The 20150-nt window shown below is 63.2% G+C and carries 19 protein-coding genes and 1 pseudogene; 14 read left to right on the top strand and 6 right to left on the bottom strand.

Annotation, left to right across the window (positions count from 1 at the left end; all coding sequences use genetic code 11):
• Positions 1-106: 106 nt before the first annotated feature.
• From AC1DJW_RS09605 to AC1DJW_RS09595, 3 genes are all read right to left on the bottom strand, one after another.
• Positions 107-1117, bottom strand: a complete 1011-nt coding sequence (locus tag AC1DJW_RS09605) for a LacI family DNA-binding transcriptional regulator (protein ID WP_476901243.1) — start codon at positions 1115-1117, stop codon at positions 107-109.
• 289 nt (positions 1118-1406) lie between these two features.
• Positions 1407-2297 carry an NAD-dependent epimerase/dehydratase family protein gene (locus AC1DJW_RS09600; protein WP_476901242.1) on the bottom strand — a complete coding sequence of 297 codons (891 nt, stop codon included), beginning with the start codon at positions 2295-2297 and terminating at the stop codon, positions 1407-1409.
• Between the two features lie 272 nt (positions 2298-2569).
• The gene (locus AC1DJW_RS09595) at positions 2570-3922 is read right to left on the bottom strand and encodes a NosD domain-containing protein (protein ID WP_476901241.1); all 1353 of its coding nucleotides are present in this window, start codon (positions 3920-3922) and stop codon (positions 2570-2572) included.
• Positions 3923-4314: 392 nt separating this feature from the next.
• Here AC1DJW_RS09595 and AC1DJW_RS09590 point away from each other — a divergent pair, with 392 nt between their 5' ends.
• The 7 genes from AC1DJW_RS09590 (at position 4315) to AC1DJW_RS09560 (ending at position 12734) form a co-directional block, all read left to right on the top strand.
• Positions 4315-5595 carry an ABC transporter substrate-binding protein gene (locus AC1DJW_RS09590; protein WP_476901240.1) on the top strand — a complete coding sequence of 427 codons (1281 nt, stop codon included), beginning with the start codon at positions 4315-4317 and terminating at the stop codon, positions 5593-5595.
• 66 nt (positions 5596-5661) lie between these two features.
• Positions 5662-6549, top strand: coding sequence for a carbohydrate ABC transporter permease (locus AC1DJW_RS09585; protein ID WP_284991694.1), 888 nt, complete (start codon positions 5662-5664; stop codon positions 6547-6549).
• A gap of 119 nt (positions 6550-6668) precedes the next feature.
• Positions 6669-7592 (top strand): carbohydrate ABC transporter permease, encoded by a 924-nt coding sequence (locus AC1DJW_RS09580; RefSeq protein WP_390282398.1) that lies wholly within the window; start codon positions 6669-6671, stop codon positions 7590-7592.
• A gap of 27 nt (positions 7593-7619) precedes the next feature.
• A complete protein-coding gene (locus tag AC1DJW_RS09575; RefSeq protein WP_390282341.1) occupies positions 7620-8990 on the top strand; it encodes a NosD domain-containing protein in 1371 nt (456 codons plus the stop codon).
• Between the two features lie 117 nt (positions 8991-9107).
• Complete coding sequence (locus AC1DJW_RS09570; protein WP_390282342.1) at positions 9108-10199, top strand: LacI family DNA-binding transcriptional regulator; 1092 nt, start codon at positions 9108-9110, stop codon at positions 10197-10199.
• Positions 10200-10249: 50 nt separating this feature from the next.
• Complete coding sequence (locus AC1DJW_RS09565) at positions 10250-11203, top strand: carbohydrate kinase family protein (protein ID WP_459341758.1); 954 nt, start codon at positions 10250-10252, stop codon at positions 11201-11203.
• Positions 11196-12734, top strand: coding sequence for a glycoside hydrolase family 32 protein (locus AC1DJW_RS09560; RefSeq protein ID WP_476901239.1), 1539 nt, complete (start codon positions 11196-11198; stop codon positions 12732-12734). Before AC1DJW_RS09565 ends, AC1DJW_RS09560 begins: the two co-directional genes overlap by 8 nt.
• Before the next feature lie 416 nt (positions 12735-13150).
• Here the strand turns inward: AC1DJW_RS09560 and AC1DJW_RS09555 are convergent, their stop codons facing one another.
• On the bottom strand, positions 13151-13459 hold the full coding sequence (locus AC1DJW_RS09555) for a MerR family transcriptional regulator (RefSeq protein ID WP_390282347.1): 309 nt from the start codon (positions 13457-13459) through the stop codon (positions 13151-13153).
• Between the two features lie 133 nt (positions 13460-13592).
• On the opposite strand from AC1DJW_RS09555, the gene AC1DJW_RS09550 reads away from it, so the two are divergent.
• From AC1DJW_RS09550 to AC1DJW_RS09520, 7 genes and pseudogenes are all read left to right on the top strand, one after another.
• Positions 13593-14018 (top strand): Hsp20/alpha crystallin family protein, encoded by a 426-nt coding sequence (locus AC1DJW_RS09550; protein WP_390282348.1) that lies wholly within the window; start codon positions 13593-13595, stop codon positions 14016-14018.
• A gap of 215 nt (positions 14019-14233) precedes the next feature.
• Complete coding sequence (locus tag AC1DJW_RS09545; protein WP_476901238.1) at positions 14234-14692, top strand: J domain-containing protein; 459 nt, start codon at positions 14234-14236, stop codon at positions 14690-14692.
• Positions 14693-14726: 34 nt separating this feature from the next.
• Positions 14727-15101 carry a hypothetical protein gene (locus AC1DJW_RS09540; RefSeq protein ID WP_459341761.1) on the top strand — a complete coding sequence of 125 codons (375 nt, stop codon included), beginning with the start codon at positions 14727-14729 and terminating at the stop codon, positions 15099-15101.
• A gap of 22 nt (positions 15102-15123) precedes the next feature.
• Entirely contained in the window at positions 15124-15420 is a 297-nt protein-coding gene (locus AC1DJW_RS09535; protein ID WP_390282351.1) for a hypothetical protein, read from the top strand.
• Positions 15421-16154: 734 nt separating this feature from the next.
• Positions 16155-16418: a hypothetical protein gene (locus AC1DJW_RS09530; RefSeq protein ID WP_459341762.1), complete on the top strand. Its 264-nt coding sequence runs from the start codon at positions 16155-16157 to the stop codon at positions 16416-16418.
• A gap of 32 nt (positions 16419-16450) precedes the next feature.
• Positions 16451-16789: a LapA family protein gene (locus tag AC1DJW_RS09525; RefSeq protein ID WP_390282353.1), complete on the top strand. Its 339-nt coding sequence runs from the start codon at positions 16451-16453 to the stop codon at positions 16787-16789.
• 334 nt (positions 16790-17123) lie between these two features.
• Positions 17124-18645: pseudogene (locus AC1DJW_RS09520) on the top strand (glycoside hydrolase family 1 protein).
• A gap of 683 nt (positions 18646-19328) precedes the next feature.
• Here AC1DJW_RS09520 and AC1DJW_RS09515 read toward each other — a convergent pair.
• Positions 19329-19649: a hypothetical protein gene (locus AC1DJW_RS09515; protein WP_476901237.1), complete on the bottom strand. Its 321-nt coding sequence runs from the start codon at positions 19647-19649 to the stop codon at positions 19329-19331.
• 235 nt (positions 19650-19884) lie between these two features.
• Complete coding sequence (locus AC1DJW_RS09510) at positions 19885-20088, bottom strand: DUF1508 domain-containing protein (protein WP_476901236.1); 204 nt, start codon at positions 20086-20088, stop codon at positions 19885-19887.
• Between the last annotated feature and the right edge of the window lie 62 nt (positions 20089-20150).

Below are 20150 nucleotides of genomic sequence, written 5' to 3'. Positions count from 1 at the left end.
AATACGTATAACTGCCAGGTGCTGGCCACCCGTTTCATCCGGAGGGACAATGGTCTTTTGACTGGATGCGGACCGGCGGCCCGGGTCCTAGTCGAAGTTGCGCGGCTCATGCCGCTTTACCTGAATTCGTCACTGAACTCCGTTCAATTAGGGCGCATTCGAGGGCTTCGATCCGGCCGTCCGGTTCGCCGCCCTCGATGAGCATTTCGACTGCGCGCCTGCCCATAGCGACAAACGGCAGGTCCATGGTGGTCAGCCCCGGCTGAAGATACGGCGCCAGAGTCTCTTGATTGTCAAAACCGACGATGGCAACGTCTTCAGGTATCCGGCGTCCCATTTCGGCCAGCGCCTGATATGCGCCCCAGGCGGTTCGGTCATTGGCGCAGAAGATGGCCGTCGGAGGGTCGCCTGCGGCCATGACCTCGTGGGTGTACCGGAGGCCGTCGCCGGGATTGCCGTCCCCGAACCGGACAATAGTCGGATCGACGGTCAATCCGGCCTCGTTGAGTGCCCGCGTGTAGCCGGCGTAACGCCCGAGTGCGGCGGGCAGTCCGCTTTCCAGAGTCTCGATATTGAGCATGGCCACACGGCGGTGCCCTGCATCGAGGAGTCGTTTCGTCGCGGCGTACCCGCCGAGTTCCTCGTCCGGGACGATGCTGGGGATCCGGCGGTCGCGGTCTTCGGAATTCAGCACTACGGACGGAACGCCGAGCAAGGCAGCCGGCACGTCCACTTTCCGGTGGTACATGGACGCGTAGACCACGCCGGCGACCTTGTACGAAAGCATCGCTTCCAAGGAAGCGCGCTCAAGCTCCCTGTCTCCATTGGTGTTTACAGCCAGGACCAGAAGTCCCGATTCCCAGGCGCGCTCCTGTGCGCCCTCGATGATCTTGCCTGCGAAAGGGGCGCTGGCCACGACGTCGCCGACAAAGCCGACCATGCCGGAGACGCCATCACGCAGGACCTTGGCATGCGCATTCGTCCGGTATCCGAGCTGCTCGACGGCCGCTTCCACCTTGTCCTTGGTCTTCCGTGAAAACCGGGACCCGCTGACGTCGTTGAGGACGAGCGACACGGTGGCCTGGGATACCCCTGCCAGAGCCGCCACGTCGTGCATGGTCGGTCCTGAGTTCAAATTTTGCCTGCGCAACCTGACACCTCCTTCGCTGTGTGTTGCATTAGTCATTCGTATAACTAACCGCCTGGTGATCGAGCGTAATACAGCTCACATATCTCCGTCAAGTTATTCTCCCGAACCCGCATCACTGAGAGGGTCCAGTCCCAGGTTATGGGGCACCGTCCCTATGTCCGCCGCCGGATTCACGCCGGCCCAGACACCGTCCCGGGTCAGTCCCTGGTGTGAGGTCCACTCCTATGAGCCTCGTCGCCCCTCAACTTGATGACGTTCAGTAGTCGCTGGTTCGTGCTTTCACCTGATCGTCGCTGAGTCCGGTGACCTGATTGATCCACGTTCCGAAGTCACGGCTCGGCGCGTAGCCTGTCTCGGTCCAGCCGATTTTACTTGGCTTTACGGGAGGGGCTGAAATATCCAGGCCGAACCGCTCGACGACGGCCCGGGCCCCGGGGAAAAGGCGGTCTGCGGTGCCGATTGGGTCAAGTTTCCACTCGGCCAGGTCTGCGGCCGGGACTGCGTCCGGATGAAGGGCATCCAACACCAGCCCGCCGTCGTTTGCTGCCACATAGTCCACTGACAACACGATGGCGTCGAGCACATCATTGCGATCTACCCGCTCGTAGAGCAGACCGCGACCATAGTCACGGGCCCAGTCCGTCCAGGGCACCAGCGAAGCAGGGCGGACCGCAACATATGATATGCCGTGGCGCCTCCGGTGGTACTCCAAAAGCTGCTCGCCGATGACTTTCGTGAATCCGTAGACGTCGTTCGGCTCATGCCAAGCCTGCGAGGAAAGCCAGACCACTTTCCCCACGCCGGCGGCGACGGCCGCCTGCAGGGTGCGGAAGGTGCCATTTACATTGAGGTCCCAGAATTCCGTTTCAGTGTGATCGGCGACGTGGATGCCGTGCAGGGCCGGCAGGTGCACGAGAATGTCGGCGTCGACCATCGCGGCCTGGAGGCCCTCTCCCGTCCGGACGTCCGCCGCGTCGAAGCGTGCTTCCGCAACCAGTCCACCAACGGGTTTAAGGTCGGAGAGGGTCAACTGGTATCCAGCGGCTAGGAGTCGTGGGGCGAGGCCACGGCCGATGTTCCCGCCGGCACCGGTCATAACGACGCGCGTGCCCCTTGGTGCGGTGGCGGCATGGTTTCGGTGATTCATTACGTTCCTTTCCGGAAGTCGGGACATGCTGGAGGGTTTCTCCGGCATGCCCTGATCCGGGTCTTCGGCAGGTTCGTTGCCCCGAGCACGCCTGGCTTGCCTCACGGGCGGCTAGATCGGGCCAGCACCGGTGTGTCTGGCGAGACCTCGGCCGGATGATCGACGGGGTGACATTTCTGCCTTGACGGCAGCGGCCGGCAGGGCAGATCAATGCGTGGGAGCGCGCCGCGAGGACGGAGGCCGGGCTTCGGGACGCGCTCCTGGCGCGTCTGTCAGGGGGTCGGACGTATTGCTGTGTCCGGGCTGTAGGAGGTGATCTGGGAGGCTGTCCCGCTGTCGAGTACTTTCGAGTGGGTGGTCGATGCGTCGAGAACGACGTGCTGGGAAGCGACGTCGCTGACCACGTGGTTGAGCGCGACGACGTTGGCGTCCCCTCCGGCGATCAGGATTTGGGTCGGTTGGGCGCCGGCGGGGGCGATGTTGGCGGGCGGGACGTTGTAGGCGAAGAGGTTGTCCGAGATGAGGTTGTTGTCTCCCGCGACGTGGACGACGCCGTAGAGGTCGTCGAGGCCGTTGCCGCGGCCGATGAACGGCGGGTACCCCTCGTTGGTCCGGCGGATGTGGTTGGCCGTGATGAGGTTTTCCTTGCAGCCGTTCAGCAGGCGGAGCATGCCCGGGTAGAAGCCTTGGAGCCTGTTCGAAGTGACCGAGCACCGGTTGCAGCCGCTGAATTCGATGAGGCTGCGGCCCCGGGGGAAGAGGTTGTTGCCCGTGACGAGGAGGCCTTCGTGGTTTTCGGCCAGGAGCGTGACCCCGTCAGGACCGGCGCCCATGTGATTGCCGCTGACAGTTGTCGCCTGCCCGGCCCCGGTGAGCTCGACGCAGCTGCCGCATTCGGCGATCATGTTGTCGTTGACGCGGAGTGCGTCCGCGCCGCGCACGATCAGGGCATGTTCGAGGTAGACGAATCCCATACCGGTGATGTGGAAGGAGTCGTTATCGGAGGCGACTTCGATTCCGGTCTTGCCGTTGTGGTAGCTGTTCTTGCCGGGGGTGAAACCGACTCCGTCGAGGCAGAAGTCCCGGAACACGATTCCTGAAAGACGCGGATCCCCCGCCCGCTTGACGAGGAATGCCTGGGGCGCGCTCGGAGAGGTCAGGACGCGGATGTGGCTGGCTCCGGGCTGGAGGTTCTGCCATCCGGTCGGGTTCGAGTTGTCGAGGATGTTTCGGGAGAAGAAGCCATGCCCGAAGCCGGCGATGGTCAGGTAGCTCACATCGACGACGACCTGGGTGTGCAGGTCGTAGTCGCCCGGAGGGATGATGATCGCGGCTCCCGGACGCGCGTCCGGGGACGTCTGCCGCTGCTTGATGTCGGCGATGATGTCGTTGATGACCGCCCCGACGTCGGACTGCGCGGTGACGTCCGGGTGCCCCTTGATCCTCCATGTGGTGACGTCATATGTGTTGGGCGAATTGAGGGGTGCGCCTTGCTGGCCGTCGGCCGCATTAGCATTCTGCGTTGTTCCGAAAGTCAATGCAGCCGCAAGCGTTCCGGCGGCTCCCGCACCGATCAGCCGGCGGCGGCTTGGATTCGCATTTTCTAGATTCTTTCCAGTTACCACGGGTTTCTCCTCTGTATGAGATAAGACTGCTGTTCAGAATCGGGCGTTGCCGGGTCGGCCGCCGAAGACTTGACTGTCCTTGTCATCTGCCCTCGGCGGCATCACGCTTTTGTTCCGGGAAACGGCTAATGTCCCACGTGGACTAATGTCACAACTGACGTGCCAAACCGTTTGGGCTAACCAGAGATGACACTAGAAGCGCGGCATGACGGCTGTCAACGCCAAAATTCGGACAGAAGTTTTTGGCACATCCGACGGCGTCTACCAATGATTTGTGACTCTTGACACCCTCCGCGCCCTGCGTGTAATCTGTTGCCAAGTCGTTTTGGCAAAACGGTTTTTCATCCTATCCCGTCTTCGTATTCCGTTCCCGAGAAAGGGAGTCGACAGCGATGTCCTCTCGAAAAACAATCTCCAGGCTTGCCGCCCTCGGCAGCCTTTCAACCGCGGTAATCCTGGCCGCGACCGCATGCGGCGCAGGAGGCCCGGCGACGTCCGGAGGCGCCGCCGGCAGTTCCATCAACGTCCTGGTGGAGGCAGGCGGACATGCAGAACTGCAGCCCATCGCCGACCAGTGCAAGAAGGACACCGGGGTCAACGTCAACTTTGTTGAACTCCCCTATGACGGCCTCTTCAACCGCCTCTCCAGCGAATTCACCTCCGGCACTGTCTCCTTCGATGTTGCGGCTCTTGACTCCGTGTGGCTGCCCAGTTTCAAGGACGCCCTGCAGCCCATCGATGAGCTCTTCACTGACGAGGCAAAGAAGGACATCTTCCCTTCACTGGTCAAGGAAGCCAACGTCGACGGCCACTTCATTGGAATGCCGGCGTGGACCAACGCCGAGATAGTCCTCTACCGCAAGGACCTCTTTGAGGACGCCAAGAACAAGGCCGACTTCAAGGCCAAGTACGGCTACGACCTCGCCGCCCCGAAGACCTGGCAGCAGTACCAGGACATCTCCGCCTTCTTCACCAAAGACGGCATGTACGGTACAGACGTCAAGGGCGGCGTTGAAACCGAATACCTCGCCCACGTGCTCCAGGCAGGATCGCCCATGGTTCTGGACAGCAACAACAACGTCGTAATCGACAACGCGGCCCACAAACAAGCGCTGGATTTCTACACCAGCCTCGTCAAGGACGCCCCGGCCGGCGCGGCCCAGGTCGACTGGGCCGCCGCCCAGAACCTCTTCAACCAGGGCAAGACAGCCATGACCCAGTTCTGGGCCCACGCGTACCGGCAGATCCCCAAGGACTCCCCGGTCTACGGCAAGGTCGGAACAGCCCCGATGATCGGCGGGTCCGCCGGTGTTGCCGGTGTTCCCGGCCCCTGGTACCTCTCGGTCCCGAAGGCAACCAAGAACACGGACGCCGCGAAGAAGTTCGTCAAGTGCGCCTTCGACCACAATGATCTGGCCATCCAGTCAAGCCTTGGCCTGGCAGCACGGGTCTCCGCCTTCCAGAAGTACCAGGACCAGCCCGGCTACGAGAGCTTCAAGCCGCTGATCGAAACACTCAACGCTCCCGCGACGGCAACCCGTCCGGCAACGGCAAAGTGGCAGCAGATCGTCGACACCGTACTGGTTCCGATGCTCCAGAAGGCCGTCGCCGGCGGAGACAGCACGACCTTGCTGGCCGACGCCAAGACCAAGATCCAAGCCCTCCTTAAGTAAGACTCCGCGGCCGGCAACAGCCCATGGCGTTGCCGGCCGCGGCCCCAACCAGCGGAAGAGAATCCCGTGCGCATCCCAGATCGCCGCTTCGCCCTTTACCTGATGACCCCGGCGGCGTTGTTCCTCGCAGTCTTTGTTGCCTACCCGCTGTTCCGGTTGGTCACGGACAGCTTCTTTAAAATCTCCCCGATCGTCGGGGGCCCCCGTGACTTCGTGGGCCTGGACAACTACGTCCGGGCCTTCACCTCGGAGGCCTTCATCGGTGCAGGATGGCGGACCCTCGCCTACACCCTGATGGTGGTGACCCTCGAGTTCACCCTGGGCCTGGGCATGGCCCTCCTGTTCACCACCTTGGGCCGGAAATCCCAGGTCTGGCGGACCATGTTCCTGTACCCGCTCATGATTGCCCCGATCGTGGCCGGCCTGCTGTGGAAGTTCCTCATGATCGACAACTTCGGCCTTCTCGGCACCCTGCTCAGCCAGGCCGGCATCCTGCAGAACCCAAACCAGATCGGCTGGCTGTCGAACCCGGACATCGTCCTGTTCTCCGTCGCCGTCCCGGACATCTGGCTCACGACATCGTTCATGTGCCTGGTGCTGTTCGCGGGCCTGCAGAACATCCCGGGAGACCTCATCGAGGCGGCCAGGCTCGACGGCGCCCGCGCGCCGTCGCTGCTGTTCCGGATCATCCTTCCGCTGCTCCGGCCTGTCATCGCCGTGGCGCTGGTGGTCCGCGGCATCGACGCAGCCCGGGCCTTTGACACCATCCTCATCCAGACCAACGGCGGACCACAATCCGCCTCCGAAACCATGAGCCTGCTCATCTACCGCACGATGATCCGGTTCGGCGACCCAGGCCTCGCAAGCGCCATGGGCACCATCTACCTGCTGGCCATGCTCGCCATCGCCTTCGTCGCCGTAACCACCATCTGGCGGCCAGGAAAGGACACCTGATGAGCTCGGCCCAGACCCCCGACGACAGCGGCATCCTGGCGGCCGCCGTCCCCGACCGGCCACGCCACGCCGGCATCGCATACCGCAACGCGCCGGCACCGCACCAAACGGAGAGCACCATGCCAAGCCGAACAGCGACTGCGCCTCAGACCACCACGGAACCGGCGTCGGCCGGCACAGTCCGCAGGCGCCGCGGCGTCAATCGCGAAGGACTCGAAGCCGGCAAGCGCAGCACCAGGACCATCCTGTGGATCCTCCTCGCCGCGGCGCTAATCCTCTACGGCTTCCCGTTCCTGTACCTGCTGTTCACGTCCTTCAAGACCCCGATCGACACCATCGCCGTACCGCCGACCATCCTCCCCAAGGAATGGACGCTCGATAACTACATCAACGCCCTGGGCCGCAATGGAGTGCCGGCGTCGTTCATCAACAGCATCCAGACCGCCGTCATCAGCACGCTGCTGTCGCTCGTCTTGGCCGTCCCGGCGGCCTACGGCATCACACGCTACAAAACAGCCAGTGGCAGAGTGTTCATCATGGCTGCGCTCGTCACCCGCATGGTCCCCCCGGTCGCCATCGGCATCCCGCTGGCGTCCATGATGGCCTCGGTCGGCCTGGCCGACACCCCGATCGCACTGTCCATCGCGCACACAACCATCTCGCTGCCGCTCTCCATCTGGCTCATGTCCAGCTTCTTCGAGGCCGTCCCACAGGACCTGGAAGAAGCAGCTACCGTGGATGGCTGCAGCCGGCTCGGAGCCCTGTGGCGGGTGGTCATCCCGGTGGTCTCCGGAGGCATCGCCGTGACAGCGATCTTCGCCTTCCTCGCCTCCTGGAACGAATTCCTGTTCGCGCTACTCATGACCGCCGTCCGGTCCCAGACCACACCCGTGGTCATCGCAAACTTCCAGACCCAGTTCGGACTGGACTGGGGATCCATGACAGCCCTCGCCGCCGTCTACTCGATCCCCGTCATCCTTCTCACCCTTCTCTTGCAGCGCAAGATCGTCGCAGGCATGACCCTCGGCGCCGTCAAGGGCTGAGAAGCCACAGCACAAAGGGAAGAACCAATGTCAAGCAACAACCACTACGACGTGACGACGTGGCACGTCGGCAATCCGTCCGAGGACGTCGGTGAAGTACTCAACAGCATCATCGCTGACATCAAGGACCGGCAAACGGCCACCGACGCGAACAATGGAGGAAAGCCAGGCGCGGTGATCTACATTCCGCCCGGAGACTACCGTCTGCGTACGCAGGTGCTGATCGACGTCAGCTTCCTCAGGATCCACGGCTCCGGACACGGCTTTACGTCATCGAGCATCCGGTTCAACGTCCCCGAAGACGAATGGCCCGACCTGCATGAGCTATGGCCCGGGGGGAGCCGCATTCTCGTCGACCTTCCCCCCGGCGGAGACGGAGAGGAATCCAAGGGAGCCGCCTTCTACGTTGAACGAAGCGGAAGCCCACGGATCAGCTCGGTCGAGTTCTCCAACTTCTGCATCGACGGGTTGCACTTCGCCCCGGACGGCTCGGGAATGCACCCCGAGAACACCTACGTCAACGGCAAAACCGGCATCTACGTCGCAAACGCCAATGACTCATTCCGCGTCACCGGCATGGGGTTCGTCTACCTTGAGAACGCCCTCACCATCTACAACGCGGACGCGCTTTCCGTTCACGACAACTTCATCGCCGAATGCGGCAGCTGCATCGAGCTGCGCGGGTGGGGACAGGCATCGAAGATCACCGACAACCTGGTCGGAGCAGGGCCCAAAGGTCACTCGATCTACGCCGAGAACCATGGCGGGCTCCTGATAACCGCGAACAACGTCTTCCCCCGCGGTGCGAGCAGCGTCCATCTGGACGGGGTCACGCGATCAAGCGTCACCAACAACCGTTTGCATTCGTTCTACCCTGGCATGGTGATTCTCGCAGCGAACAGTTCGGAAAACCTCGTGGCCACGAATCACTTCCTGCGTGACCACGAGCCCTGGACACCCTTCCTGGGCGTCGACAACGGATTGGACGACCTCAACGGGCTTCTCTGTGTCAGCGGCAGCAACAACTCTGTCATCGGGAACCACTTCTCCGAGATCATCGACTCACAGAGCATCCAGCCCGCGGGTGCGACGCCCGTCATCATCCGGCTCATCGCGGGGGTTGGCAACTTCGTTTCCAACAACCACGTGGTGGCGATGGACGTTCACGCCAAGTCAAGTGACTCCTGCTTCTCGGCTCAGGTGGACGCGCTGTTGACGACCGAAGCTTCGGACGCCCTCGCCGTTACGGCCGTCATGGTCGATCCCGCATCAGCCCGGAATACGATCCTTGATTCCGGAAGTGACGCCCAAGTTATCGCGGACAGGACTGTTAACGCCTTCAGGGCCACACCCGCGGTCGGTTTCCAGGCGGCACACGAACCACTTGTGGTTCAGTAGCCCGCTCAGGCCTGGCGAGTCCCTCGGGGATCGCCATCGGGCCTCTGGGACGAATAGAACGTACCCAGCAAGTACCCGGACATAGAATCAGCATCAACATAAGGACGTGGGAGACCAATGAACAAGTCAGTTGGCATCAAGGACGTGGCAGCCGCAGCCGGCGTCTCGGTCACGACGGTCTCCCACGTCCTCAATGATGTTGTCTACGCCCGGGTGGGGGCGGAGACGAGGGAACGGGTCCACGAAGCGGCCCGGCGTCTCGGATACGGCCCGAACCGGCTGGCGCAGGCGCTGCGCACCCAACGTTCGGGCATGATCGGGTTCATCAGCGAGGAAATCGCCACCACCCCGCACGCCGGCCGGATCATTTTGGGGGCCGAGGAGACGGCACGTGCTCGCGGATACCGCATCATGATCATCAACTCCACCAGCACCAGCTCCCAGGATTCCAGGGAAAGTGATGTGGCGGATCTGCTGGACCGGCAGGTAGACGGCATCCTCTACGCCACCATGTATCACCGCAAACTGGCCGTCCCCAAGAACCTCGTCGGACTCCCCGCCGTCCTGGTGGACTCCGAAGACATCAGCCACACCGTTTCCTCCGTCATCCCCGACGAAATCGCCGGTGCGAGGTCGGCCGTACAAACCCTGATCGACGCCGGACACACCCGCATCGGCATGCTCAACAACACCGACGACGTCCCCGCCACCCACTCCCGGCTCAAGGCATTCAAGGACACACTCGCAGGTGCCGGGCTGCCCTATCACGAAGAACTCGTCCAGTCCGAGCCGTCGGAGGTGCCCGGCGGCCACCAGGCGGCCCTGCGCCTGCTGAAAACCCCAAACCGGCCCACGGCCGTGTTCTGCTACAACGACCGCATGGCCATGGGCGCGTACCGGGCCGCCGGGGAACTTGGCCTCAGGATTCCGGACGACATTTCCATCGTCGGTTTCGACAACCAACAACTTATTGCCGAAAACATCTACCCCGCCCTGACAACCGTCGCCCTTCCGCACTACGAAATGGGCGCCTGGGCCACCGAAAACCTGATCGACGCCATCGAGGGAAAAACCGACCTGCAGCTGTTCGCCGCTCACCCGACCCTTCTTCCCTGTCCCCTGGTCCTTCGCGATTCCGTCGCCTCCCCAAAGCATCAGGACGCTTCGAGCAGAGCAGCACCGGACTCACCTACTCGCCCCAACACCTGACCTTCGAGCGCGCCCAGTAGAGGACGCGCCCAACCCTCCAAGGACCCCGAATGCACAGCACCCCAGTTCCCCCATGCCCTGAAACGGATGTCGTCGTCGTCGGCGAGGCCATAATCGACATCATTGACACCGCGGCAGGGCCCGTCGAGTTTCCCGGCGGATCAGGGATGAACGTCGCGTTCGGACTCGGCCGGCTAGGCGTCAGCACCGCATTTCTCACCGCACTGGGCAGGGATGAACGCAGCAGGAGCATCCAACAACACCTGGACACCGCGGGAGTACGCCTGTTCCCGGGAGCCGAACACCTCAACCGCACCTCCACTGCCAGGGCGCTTCTGGACAGCAGCGGTTCCGCAGAGTACGAATTCGACTTCGAATGGAACCTCCCCCAAATCAGCCCCACTTTCCTCCCGAAGGTGCTGCATACGGGGTCACTGGCCTCCTTCACGGAGCCCGGAGCAACCCAAGTCCGGTCCTTGCTGGAGTTGTTCTCCCGCCGCTGCTTGATCACGTACGACCCCAACATCCGCCCGACACTGCTCCCCAGCCACGCTGAAGCGCTCAGGACCTTCGAACACACAGTTGCCCTGGCTACGGTTGTGAAGCTCAGTTCGGACGATGCCCGGTGGCTTTACCCGCGCACGTCTCATGACGACGTCGCGCGGCGACTGCTTGATCTCGGGACTGAACTTGCAATCATCACCGATGGCGCATCCGGATCCTATCTGCGCTCGAATGCCGCCGAGATCGAAGTGCCGGCACCACCAGTACTCGTCAAAGACACTGTCGGCGCAGGCGACTCCTACATGTCATCGCTTATCGCCGGCCTCATCGAGGACCCCGAGGCCGATTTCGGCTACGGCAAACTCCTCCGCCTGGGAACCGCCGCCTCGCTCGCTGCGGCCATAACGGTCGGAAGGCACGGAGCGAACCCGCCAACGCGGGCGGAACTGATCCGATCCCTGGAACTGGCCCAGACTTCCCGAAAGAACTCCGATGACTGAAGCAACGACACACCCTGCCGGGGGCCGCGCCGAAGAAACCGCCCCCGCCATGCGCCCGATACTTCACTACACAGCCAAGAACACGTGGCTGAACGACCCCAATGGACTCGTGTGGCACCGCGGCGTTTACCACCTCTTCTACCAAAACAACCCCTTCGACAACGTCTGGGGCAACATGTCCTGGGGACACGCCACCTCAACCGACCTTCTGCATTGGACCGAACACCCGGTGGCCATCGCCTGCGACGAGGAAGAAGACGTCTTTTCCGGCAGCATCGTGGTAGACCACGGCAATACGTCGGGATTCGGCACAGCAGAAGATCCTGCCCTGGTGGCCATCTACACGAGCGCCTTCAAGGAAGGCTCGGCGCACCAAGGGACACAAGCCCAGTCTCTCGCGTTCTCAACGGACGCCGGCATGACCTGGAGCAAATACGCAGGCAACCCGGTGCTTGCCCGCGGCTCGGCCCATTTCCGGGATCCCAAGGTGTTCCGCTACGAGGGACCGGCCGGTTCCTGCTGGATCATGGTGGCGGTGGAGGCCCAGCACCAGCAGGTTGTGCTGTATCGCTCGGCCGACCTCAAGGGCTGGGAATACCTGAGCACCTTCGGCCCCGCCAACGCCAGCGGCGGCGAATGGGAATGCCCCGACCTCTTCCCGCTCCCCGTCGACGGAGACCCGGACAACGTCAAATGGGTCCTGGTGGTCAATATCAACCCGGGCGCCGTGGCCGGCGGCTCCGGAGGGCAATACTTCGTCGGCGACTTCGACGGGGTGCAGTTCACCGCCGACCCTGATTCGCTCGCTCCAACGGATGCCGACGGGAACGTAGATCTGAGACACTGTCTGTGGCTCGACTGGGGACGGGACTACTACGCCGCCGTGTCCTTCAGCAACGCTCCGGAGAACCGCCGCATCATGATGGGCTGGATGAACAACTGGGACTACGCCAACTCCCTGCCCACGTCCCCGTGGCGCTCCAGCATGTCGCTTGCCCGCGAGATCGAGCTCGCGACGGTAGACGGCTTCCCGCGCCTGGTGCAGCGCCCCGTGCTGCCATTGGACTCCGGGGAGCCGGCCCGCACCATCCAGAACATAGAGCTTCACGACTCCCTGTTGCAACTGCCCCACGCGATGCCCGGATCAGCCCAGCTGATCGACGCCGAGATCCTGCCCGGCACGGCACGGACCATCGCGTTCAGGCTCCTCAGCGCACCGGACGGGAGCACCGCAACGGTCCTCACCTTCGATGCCCTGACGAGCCGGCTCACCCTGGACCGGCGCAACTCCGGAAACACCGCCTTCCACGATAAGTTCGCGTCGGCTGAGTCGGCACCACTGAAGCTCGACGGCGGCGCGCTAAGGCTCCGCATAATCGTCGACCAGTGCTCGGTGGAGGTCTTCGCCCAAGACGGCATGGTTGTTCTGAGCGATCTGGTGTTCCCCCGGTCCGGGAACCTGGGCACCGACGTGTGCGTCGAAGGCGGCACAGCCACGGTGCGGAAACTGGCCGTCACGTCCTTATCCTAATGGCAGCACCCCACCCCACTGCAGTGCCCACCCCCGACCTTGCCGGATAGAGGGCCAGCCGCCGGCAGAGGCTCACGACTGGTCTATCGCCCGTTATGGAGTTTGGTGGAGGGTGTGGGCGACGCGGTAGGAGTCGGTGCCGGGTTTCCTGGAATCTCTGATCGCCCAAGTCAAAGCAGTCACCGTACTGGGTGTACTGGTTCGCGGGAGGCTGTCCGGGGGCCCGGCAGGTCTATGACGCGGTCGACCATCCCTCATGGCAGGCTAATCCAAAGGCAAACGTCAATGACGGGGCCCGAGGCGAGGTTTTGGGGTCCGAGGTTGTCCGGGAGGCACTATCCGGCCCTGGATCAGGACTTCGCTGCAGTCGCATCGTCGCCACCTTCTTGGTTGAAGCGCCGGCAAAGATAGGAACATCAAGGACGGGCCCTGTCCCGTGTAGCGTTCGCGGACCTGAGTTCCGCCTCGAGGCGCCGGTTGTCGGCTTCGAGGACCAGGACCATCCGGATGCCGGCCAGGTTCAAGCCCAATTCCAGCAGCTCGCCGATCCGCCGCAATGTCACAAGGTCGTTCTCGCTGTACTGGCGGGTCCCGCCCAGGGTCCTGCCCGGTTCCAACAAGCCTTTGCGTTCATAGAGGCGCAGGTTCTGTTGCCCCGTTCCCACCAGCTCGGCGGCAACGGAAATCGCGTATACGCCCCTCCCCCGATCGTCGGTCTGTCCCATCGGGCACCTCCAAAATCCGTCGAAAATCAGGCTTGCCCTGACCCCTGCGCAGTGCTATAAGAAATATATACCAGCCACCATAGATCGGCTGGGTTGACGACAAAAAATTGCGATCTGCAAGGAGTGACACACCATGCTGATGCGAACGGACCCCTTCCGTGAATTCGACCGGCTCGCCGAACAGGTGCTCGGCACCACAGCCCGGCCGGCGGCCATGCCGATGGACGCCTGGCGGGAAGGCGAGGACTTCGTGGTCGCCTTCGATCTGCCCGGAGTCAACGTGGACTCGGTGGACATCGATGTCGAACGCAACGTGCTGACTGTCAGAGCCGAGCGCCCGGACCCCGTCGGCGAGGGCACGGAACTGATCGCCTCCGAACGCCCCCGCGGCGTCTTCAGCCGACAACTCATCCTCGGGGACGCACTGGACACCGACGGCGTCAAGGCAAGCTACGACGCCGGCGTCCTGACCCTGCGCATCCCGGTGGCGGAAAAAGCAAAACCGCGCCGCATCGAAATCGAAACCACCGGAAAACAGCGCCAGGAGATCAACGCCTGACCGCCGGCGCAGCCTCCCGGACCGGGAGCACCACAGCGGCCCACCATGTGAAGAGGGCGGTCCGGTTCACAGACCACGCCACAGCGCAGCCTGCGCACGGATGGATGAGGTCCCGAGGATGACTCCCGCAACGATGGTCCCCGGCCGAACAGGCCGGGGGCCATCCCCTCCCCCGCCCACGAGAACACCATCTAAAACACACACCACTGCCAACTATGAGGAACAACGGCCCCGACCTTTACTGCATCCTGCATATCGTCCCCACAGCTACGGCGCGCGAGGTGACCCGCGCCTACCGCACGCTCATGCGCGGCCTGCACCCCGACACCCGGGCGGCCCGCGAACCCCCCACCGGCCCCGGGCCGACGGAACCGGAGACGAAGACGCAGGAAGAGCTGCAGGAGCTCCGGGACATCATGGCCGCCTACGCCATCCTCAGCAACCCGGAAAAGCGGGCCGCCTACGACCGGGAGCACCCGCGTCCAGCCGCGAACGCCAAGCCGCAGCGCCCTGGCGCCGCCTCCGTTCGGATCCCAAGGTCGCTTCCCGCCACGTCCCTGCTGATCGGACCGGTCATCTGGGAGCCGCCCGCGGGACGGTCCGCGGGAATGCCTGTCCGGCAAAGGTCATATCCGCCAACCGGCTACACGCTGATCCTGCAGATCAGGCGCTGAGAGCCGGAAAACCACACAATCCCAAGGAGCCCCCATGAGTCCCTGGCGCCCGTACGACAGCCAGTTGATGCCCGCATTCTACGAACGCTTCGAAAAGCGGTGGGGCAAAGGAACAGCGCCGTTCCTGGACCCCGAGACCCACGAACAACCCATGCCCCGGGCCCAATGGATCAACCCGGACACCGGCGCCGCCGTCGCGGTCGTCCCCATCTGGACCGAGGACCCCCAGCACCGCTCCTTCGGGGTGTTCTACCTACCCCCGGCAGGCGATATCTGGGTCCTGCGGCCCGGCTACACGAAATACCTCGAAACCGACACTAGGAACACCGAGCAAGCCAGCCTGCGCAACGACGCCTTCCGAAAAGCCGTCGCCCACGCCAAGGAATTCATCTACGGAACCCAACCCTGAAAACCATAATCCGGAGCACACCATGACCCCTCCACAGATCAGCCAGTTCCTCCAGGACTGCATCATCAAAGACGACACGAACGACTCAGGACTCGACGCCGACGTCTTCTACGGGCTCTACATCAGCTGGTGCTCCCTGCACCGCAAAATCCCCCTCCCCGACCATGCCTTCCGCACTGCCCTGCGCCTCGCAGGCTTTGTTAAGGAAAAGGACGGGAAGGGCAAAAAGGGAGTCTTCCAAGGCCTGCGCATGACGGGACCAGCCGCCGTGGACTACATCCTCAACAGCAGCGCCCAAACCCCGGCGGACCCCAGGTAGAGCAGGAGGCCACCGTCCGGCCGGACCCTGTTTCCGCCTGGTGTCCGGCGCCCACGCCGTACCAGGTTTGTAGCGCTGCTGCTTCCCGGCAAGCGGCCCGCGGGTTGGGTGGGCGGTGGCAAGGAAACGCACCAATGACCGGTGTCACCTTTGCCGGGGCATTGGCGCCGCTACCGCCGAGAGCATCTTCCAGGGAATCGCCCTCGTGGACGATCGCAGGCCGCCGAACCGGCCGCGGGCTTGAGTACGCCCTACGTGTTTTAGCTGCTCGTGCGTCGGTGACCTGTCCGAAGTGATTTGGGGGTGGTCGCAGGAACCCTGGCAGTGGTGTCTGCGGGCCGCGCCCGGCCCGTCACGGGGGGAGGCAAAGGGCCCAAAGAAGATGCGTGTCACGCCATATGAGGTCTGGCGTCAACCCTCCCGGAGGGTCCACCGGGCTCTCAAAACAGGGCCCACGAGGAGGGTGTGGATGGCCGCCGTGCGGCGTACCTTTGTTGTGGCGAGCTTCGCATATCCCCCATTTGCGCAGCCGCCTGGAACCCGTGCGTTGGAGGCGCTTCCGACTCGCGCGGGGGTTCCTGATCGCATTGCCGTTCGCGGCGTCCCGTCGGCCGACCGACCGACCGCCCCTGTTGCCTGTCTTTCAGCGTTCGCCGGGCGTACGCTGATCACGTCCCCGGTACCGGACCGGCCCGGGTCCTTTGCCTCCGGATTCAATCAGTAAGGGAATCACCATGGAGATGAACATCAGGGACCACTGGGATAGCCTCAGCCCCGAAACCCGGCAATGGCTCACCGAGAACCCCGGGTGCGTGGTGCTGCCGCGGACGATCACGGAGACGATCCATCAGGAAACCGGAATCACCGCGCACTCGGACCAGCACGACCAAGCCAGCCTCTCCCCCGAGGACCTCGACTTCCTCCGGGCCCGGGCCGAAGCAACGCCCGCCCCGCTGGAGCACCGGTTCTTCGACGCAATACAGCAAGGAGAAGGCTGACGCTGAGCGTCAAAGAACAAAGGAGTCCCCCAGTGAATGCAGAACCACAGCCCGCACCGGAGCCGTCCCACGCGCCAACACCCGGCGCGGGCGCGCCGGCGGGGCGCCGGCCGGTGGTCACGCGCGCCGGGATGGTCTGGACGGCCACCATTGCCGCCCTCGTGCTCCTGATCCTGCTCATCGCGTTCATAGTGCAGAACCAGGACGCCGCCAGGGTAAGGTTCTTCGGTCTGGACGGGACAATCTCCCTGGGCATTGCCCTGCTCATCGCCGCGGTCGGCGGCGGGGCCCTGGTCGCCGTAGCCGGTGCAGTACGCATCATCCAGCTCCGGGCCCGCACCCGCCGCACACCAACACCGCCACGGCCCTGACACCAACCACGACACCACACCCGGCAGCGAACGGCTCCGGCTGTCCGCGCAGGGGCATGGCCGGCGCGGGCCTTGAAGGGACCGACTGCGGGCCTGCCCTGTGGGCTCTGAATTCCTAGAGTTGTCCCCATCCGCCAAGTAGCTGATGAGTAACTTGTACTGAAGGTTGTGGGAGTCGTTGGCCCGGGGCGCCGATCAAATGCTGGGCTTCGATCCTGCATCCGAATCGGCATACCTGCCGGTAACTCAGGGAATCATGCGAAGATATGGTCCGGACTTCGCGTGGTTAGAGGATCCCGTGGCAACGTTATCTCTTTGACGAGGGGCTGAACCAATGCATATCACCGCCAAAGAGCTGGCCAGGCTCATTCCGGCGGACTTCACACTCGGCGTGGCCACGGCCGCCTTCCAGATCGAAGGCGCGCTGAACGAGGATGGCCGTGGTCCGGCAGGGTGGGATGTTTTCTCGGCCCGACCCGCGGCGGTCGTCGGCGGTGACAGCCCAGAGGTTGCGTGCGACCATTACCATCGGATGCCCGAGGACGTGGCTCTGATGAAGCAATTGGGCGTGGATTCGTACCGCTCCTCCCTATCCTGGCCGCGCGTCCAGCCCAGTGGCAGCGGTCCAGCGAACCGGGCTGGACTGGACTTCTACGACCGTCTCCTGGACGAACTGCTCGCGAGCGGGATTTCCCCGATGGTCACCCTCTACCACTGGGACACGCCCTTGCCCCTGGATGACGCCGGCGGCTGGCTCAACAGGGACACCGCCTACCGACTCGGCGAGTTCGCCGCCATCGCCGCCGCTGCCTTTGGAGACAGGGTGGCCCGATGGGTGACCATCAACGAGCCTGCCACGGTCACCACGAATGGTTACACCCTCGGGCTACACTCGCCCGGGGAATCCCTACTGCTCAAGGCGCTGCCCACTGTCCACCACCAGTTGCTGGGTCACGGCCTCGCTGTCCAGGCACTGCGGGCAGCCGGCGTTCCCGGGGAGATCGGAATGAGCAACGTCTATTCGCCCATGGTTCCGAATTCCATCAATCCCCTGGACAAGCTGAGCGCGGGTTTCATGGACATCGCGCAGAACAGGCCGTACGCGGACCCGGTACTGACAGGCAAGTACCCGGACCTGATCCGTGCCGCCAAGTTCTTTGGTTCCTTCGACCACCCCGACGAGGACATGAAGGTCATCTCCCAGCCGCTGGACTTCTACGGGCTCAACTACTACATGCCAACCAGAGTCGCCGCGGGCGCCGGCGACGGCGCCATGCCCGCCAACATGGCGGAGGTCATGGGAGACGACTTGAGCGCCGCCGGTGGCGCCAGCGCTCCATTCCACCTTGAAGCTTGGCCGGAAGCGGACATCACCGCCTATGGGTGGCCCGTGAAGCCTGATTACCCGGGCGTGACCCTAAGGGAGATGGCAGAACGGTACCCCAACCTGCCCCCCTGTCATCCTCACCGAGGGCGGTGCCAGTTTCGAGGACATAATCGTCCGTGACAGGCGCACGAACACCACCTTTATCCCGGACGAGCGCCGGCTGAAGTACCTATCCGACCACCTCGAAGCCGCACTGAAGGCCACAGCACCCGGCGGACCAGCCGAGGGAATAGACCTGCGCGGCTATTACGTGTGGTCGCTGATGGACAACTTCGAATGGTCCGCCGGCTACAGTCAGCCGTTCGGCCTGATCCACGTGGACTTCCAGACCCTGGCACGGACGCCCAAGGCGTCCTGCTTCTGGCTTCAGGAACTCATTGAGGAACGAAACTTAGCCGCCCATGCGCGCGCCCACACCACCAAAGACACGGATCCCGGACAGCAGCCCAAACACGCCGCCGACAACTGACTTCAGATCCGGCCCTTCCAATCGCTCAGGACAATGCCTCCCGGTCCCACTGAAACACTAGACGACTCAACAACGAAAGATTCCATGGAGGCGCCCAGGAATGGCCGCCGTTGCAGCCACCGCCGGCGGTTGAAGGCCGGACGAGGCCCCATCAGACTGACATACCCAAGTCATGCAGTCCGGTCCCTACCCACCATGAAGAAGAAACAAGACCACAGACCGCTCCCCATCCAGAGAACGCGAGGCAGAGGACCCCACAAAAGACCCCGAAGGAACACACAAAAAGCTGATTTGTGCACAGTCAGAGAGCCAAAGGCCCCCTGACCTGCGGAAACACGTGCCCAAGGTGGGACTCGAACCGCATTCCAGGCCCCGGAAACACAGGGAAGTCCAGAAAACCTAGCCAGTACGGGCCAGTCCGGCACCGGAACGGCCGAGTCCGACGGCAAGAGTGTGCACATTGTGCACACCCCGTTTTTTGACCTGAACTCCCCACCGACCGCGCGTCGAAGAGTTCCGGCCATCCGTTTGGGACGCCTTCCAAAGGAGCTCCGATAACCGTGCCCTTGAACTCGCCAAAGGTCAAGAACCTGGCCGCGGGGCATGCGAAAATCCCATACGCCCGGAGCGCGCGTCCTTGGCCATTCCGCTGATTCCCATGACGAGGATGGAGCCCGCGGATCCTACTGAGCCGCGTCCGGTGAAGATGCAGCGCTCATTCCAGGGCGCTCTTTTCTGATAACAGTTAAAGGTGCTGTGTCGAAGAATCGGTATTCCCCCATGGGGGCGCGGATTGTTCCGGCGGCTTCCGCTTTCTCCCGGATAAAATCATGGTCACCTCTGGAAAGTACAACCTGTCCATTCGGGTCAAACTCAATGTCCCCGTGCCGGTCTTTGCAGAATTTCGCCGACATTGCCGGTGGCAGGAGCAGACTTGCCGGATTTTCCAGGAGCCATGTCCGGGTCTCGGAATCGAGCCGGTCCCACTCATCCTTGATGTTCACGCTTGCTGATACCGCCTTCCTGTTCGCTTGCCGAAACTGAATTCCGTCCAGACTACGCCCGACCCCAAAAAGAATGGTAGGAACTCTTCTATGCCGGAATTGTCCACTGATCCCCGGGGCAACGCTCGGAGCTGTTAGTGACCCCTAATCAAAAACGGCCGGGCTGCCCGGCACGAAGATGCTGGGCACCCGGTGCAGTTTGAACTGGCCCATTGTGATCCTCGCTGCCGAGTCGTCACGACTGTCGAGAATGGGATTTAGTTGTGCAATCCACAACATGCGCCGTGGCCGCCTGTTCCCGGATGTCCCTGACCGCGGCGGCTGCTGTCGCCATGTCTTCGTACGCCTCCGACCTTGCCAGGGTTTCCCCGGCGGAATTGACGAGGTTTATCCGGACCCCTCGCGGTTCAGCGTCTACAAGTTCAAATTGGCCAGGCATCGGTGTCCCCTTCACGATTGGCTGCGTTGACGTTCGTGCCGGCGAGCGTCGCCGAGACAAAT

It is taken from the genome of Arthrobacter sp. 05L417, from assembly GCF_056397865.1.
Note: the sequence above shows the minus strand (reverse complement) of the source record. Positions and strands in the feature narration are given on the sequence as shown.

Excerpts from the sequence above, each read along its gene's own strand:
- AC1DJW_RS09605 (WP_476901243.1), bottom strand. The coding sequence starts at position 1,117 with ATGCACGACGTGGCGGCTCTGGCAGGGGTATCCCAGGCCACCGTGTCG.
- AC1DJW_RS09600 (WP_476901242.1), bottom strand. The coding sequence starts at position 2,297 with ATGAATCACCGAAACCATGCCGCCACCGCACCAAGGGGCACGCGCGTC.
- AC1DJW_RS09590 (WP_476901240.1), top strand. The coding sequence starts at position 4,315 with ATGTCCTCTCGAAAAACAATCTCCAGGCTTGCCGCCCTCGGCAGCCTT.
- AC1DJW_RS09580 (WP_390282398.1), top strand. The coding sequence starts at position 6,669 with ATGCCAAGCCGAACAGCGACTGCGCCTCAGACCACCACGGAACCGGCG.
- AC1DJW_RS09575 (WP_390282341.1), top strand. The coding sequence starts at position 7,620 with ATGTCAAGCAACAACCACTACGACGTGACGACGTGGCACGTCGGCAAT.
- AC1DJW_RS09570 (WP_390282342.1), top strand. The coding sequence starts at position 9,108 with ATGAACAAGTCAGTTGGCATCAAGGACGTGGCAGCCGCAGCCGGCGTC.
- AC1DJW_RS09565 (WP_459341758.1), top strand. The coding sequence starts at position 10,250 with ATGCACAGCACCCCAGTTCCCCCATGCCCTGAAACGGATGTCGTCGTC.
- AC1DJW_RS09560 (WP_476901239.1), top strand. The coding sequence starts at position 11,196 with ATGACTGAAGCAACGACACACCCTGCCGGGGGCCGCGCCGAAGAAACC.
- AC1DJW_RS09555 (WP_390282347.1), bottom strand. The coding sequence starts at position 13,459 with ATGGGACAGACCGACGATCGGGGGAGGGGCGTATACGCGATTTCCGTT.
- AC1DJW_RS09550 (WP_390282348.1), top strand. The coding sequence starts at position 13,593 with ATGCTGATGCGAACGGACCCCTTCCGTGAATTCGACCGGCTCGCCGAA.
- AC1DJW_RS09545 (WP_476901238.1), top strand. The coding sequence starts at position 14,234 with ATGAGGAACAACGGCCCCGACCTTTACTGCATCCTGCATATCGTCCCC.
- AC1DJW_RS09540 (WP_459341761.1), top strand. The coding sequence starts at position 14,727 with ATGAGTCCCTGGCGCCCGTACGACAGCCAGTTGATGCCCGCATTCTAC.
- AC1DJW_RS09535 (WP_390282351.1), top strand. The coding sequence starts at position 15,124 with ATGACCCCTCCACAGATCAGCCAGTTCCTCCAGGACTGCATCATCAAA.
- AC1DJW_RS09530 (WP_459341762.1), top strand. The coding sequence starts at position 16,155 with ATGGAGATGAACATCAGGGACCACTGGGATAGCCTCAGCCCCGAAACC.
- AC1DJW_RS09510 (WP_476901236.1), bottom strand. The coding sequence starts at position 20,088 with ATGCCTGGCCAATTTGAACTTGTAGACGCTGAACCGCGAGGGGTCCGG.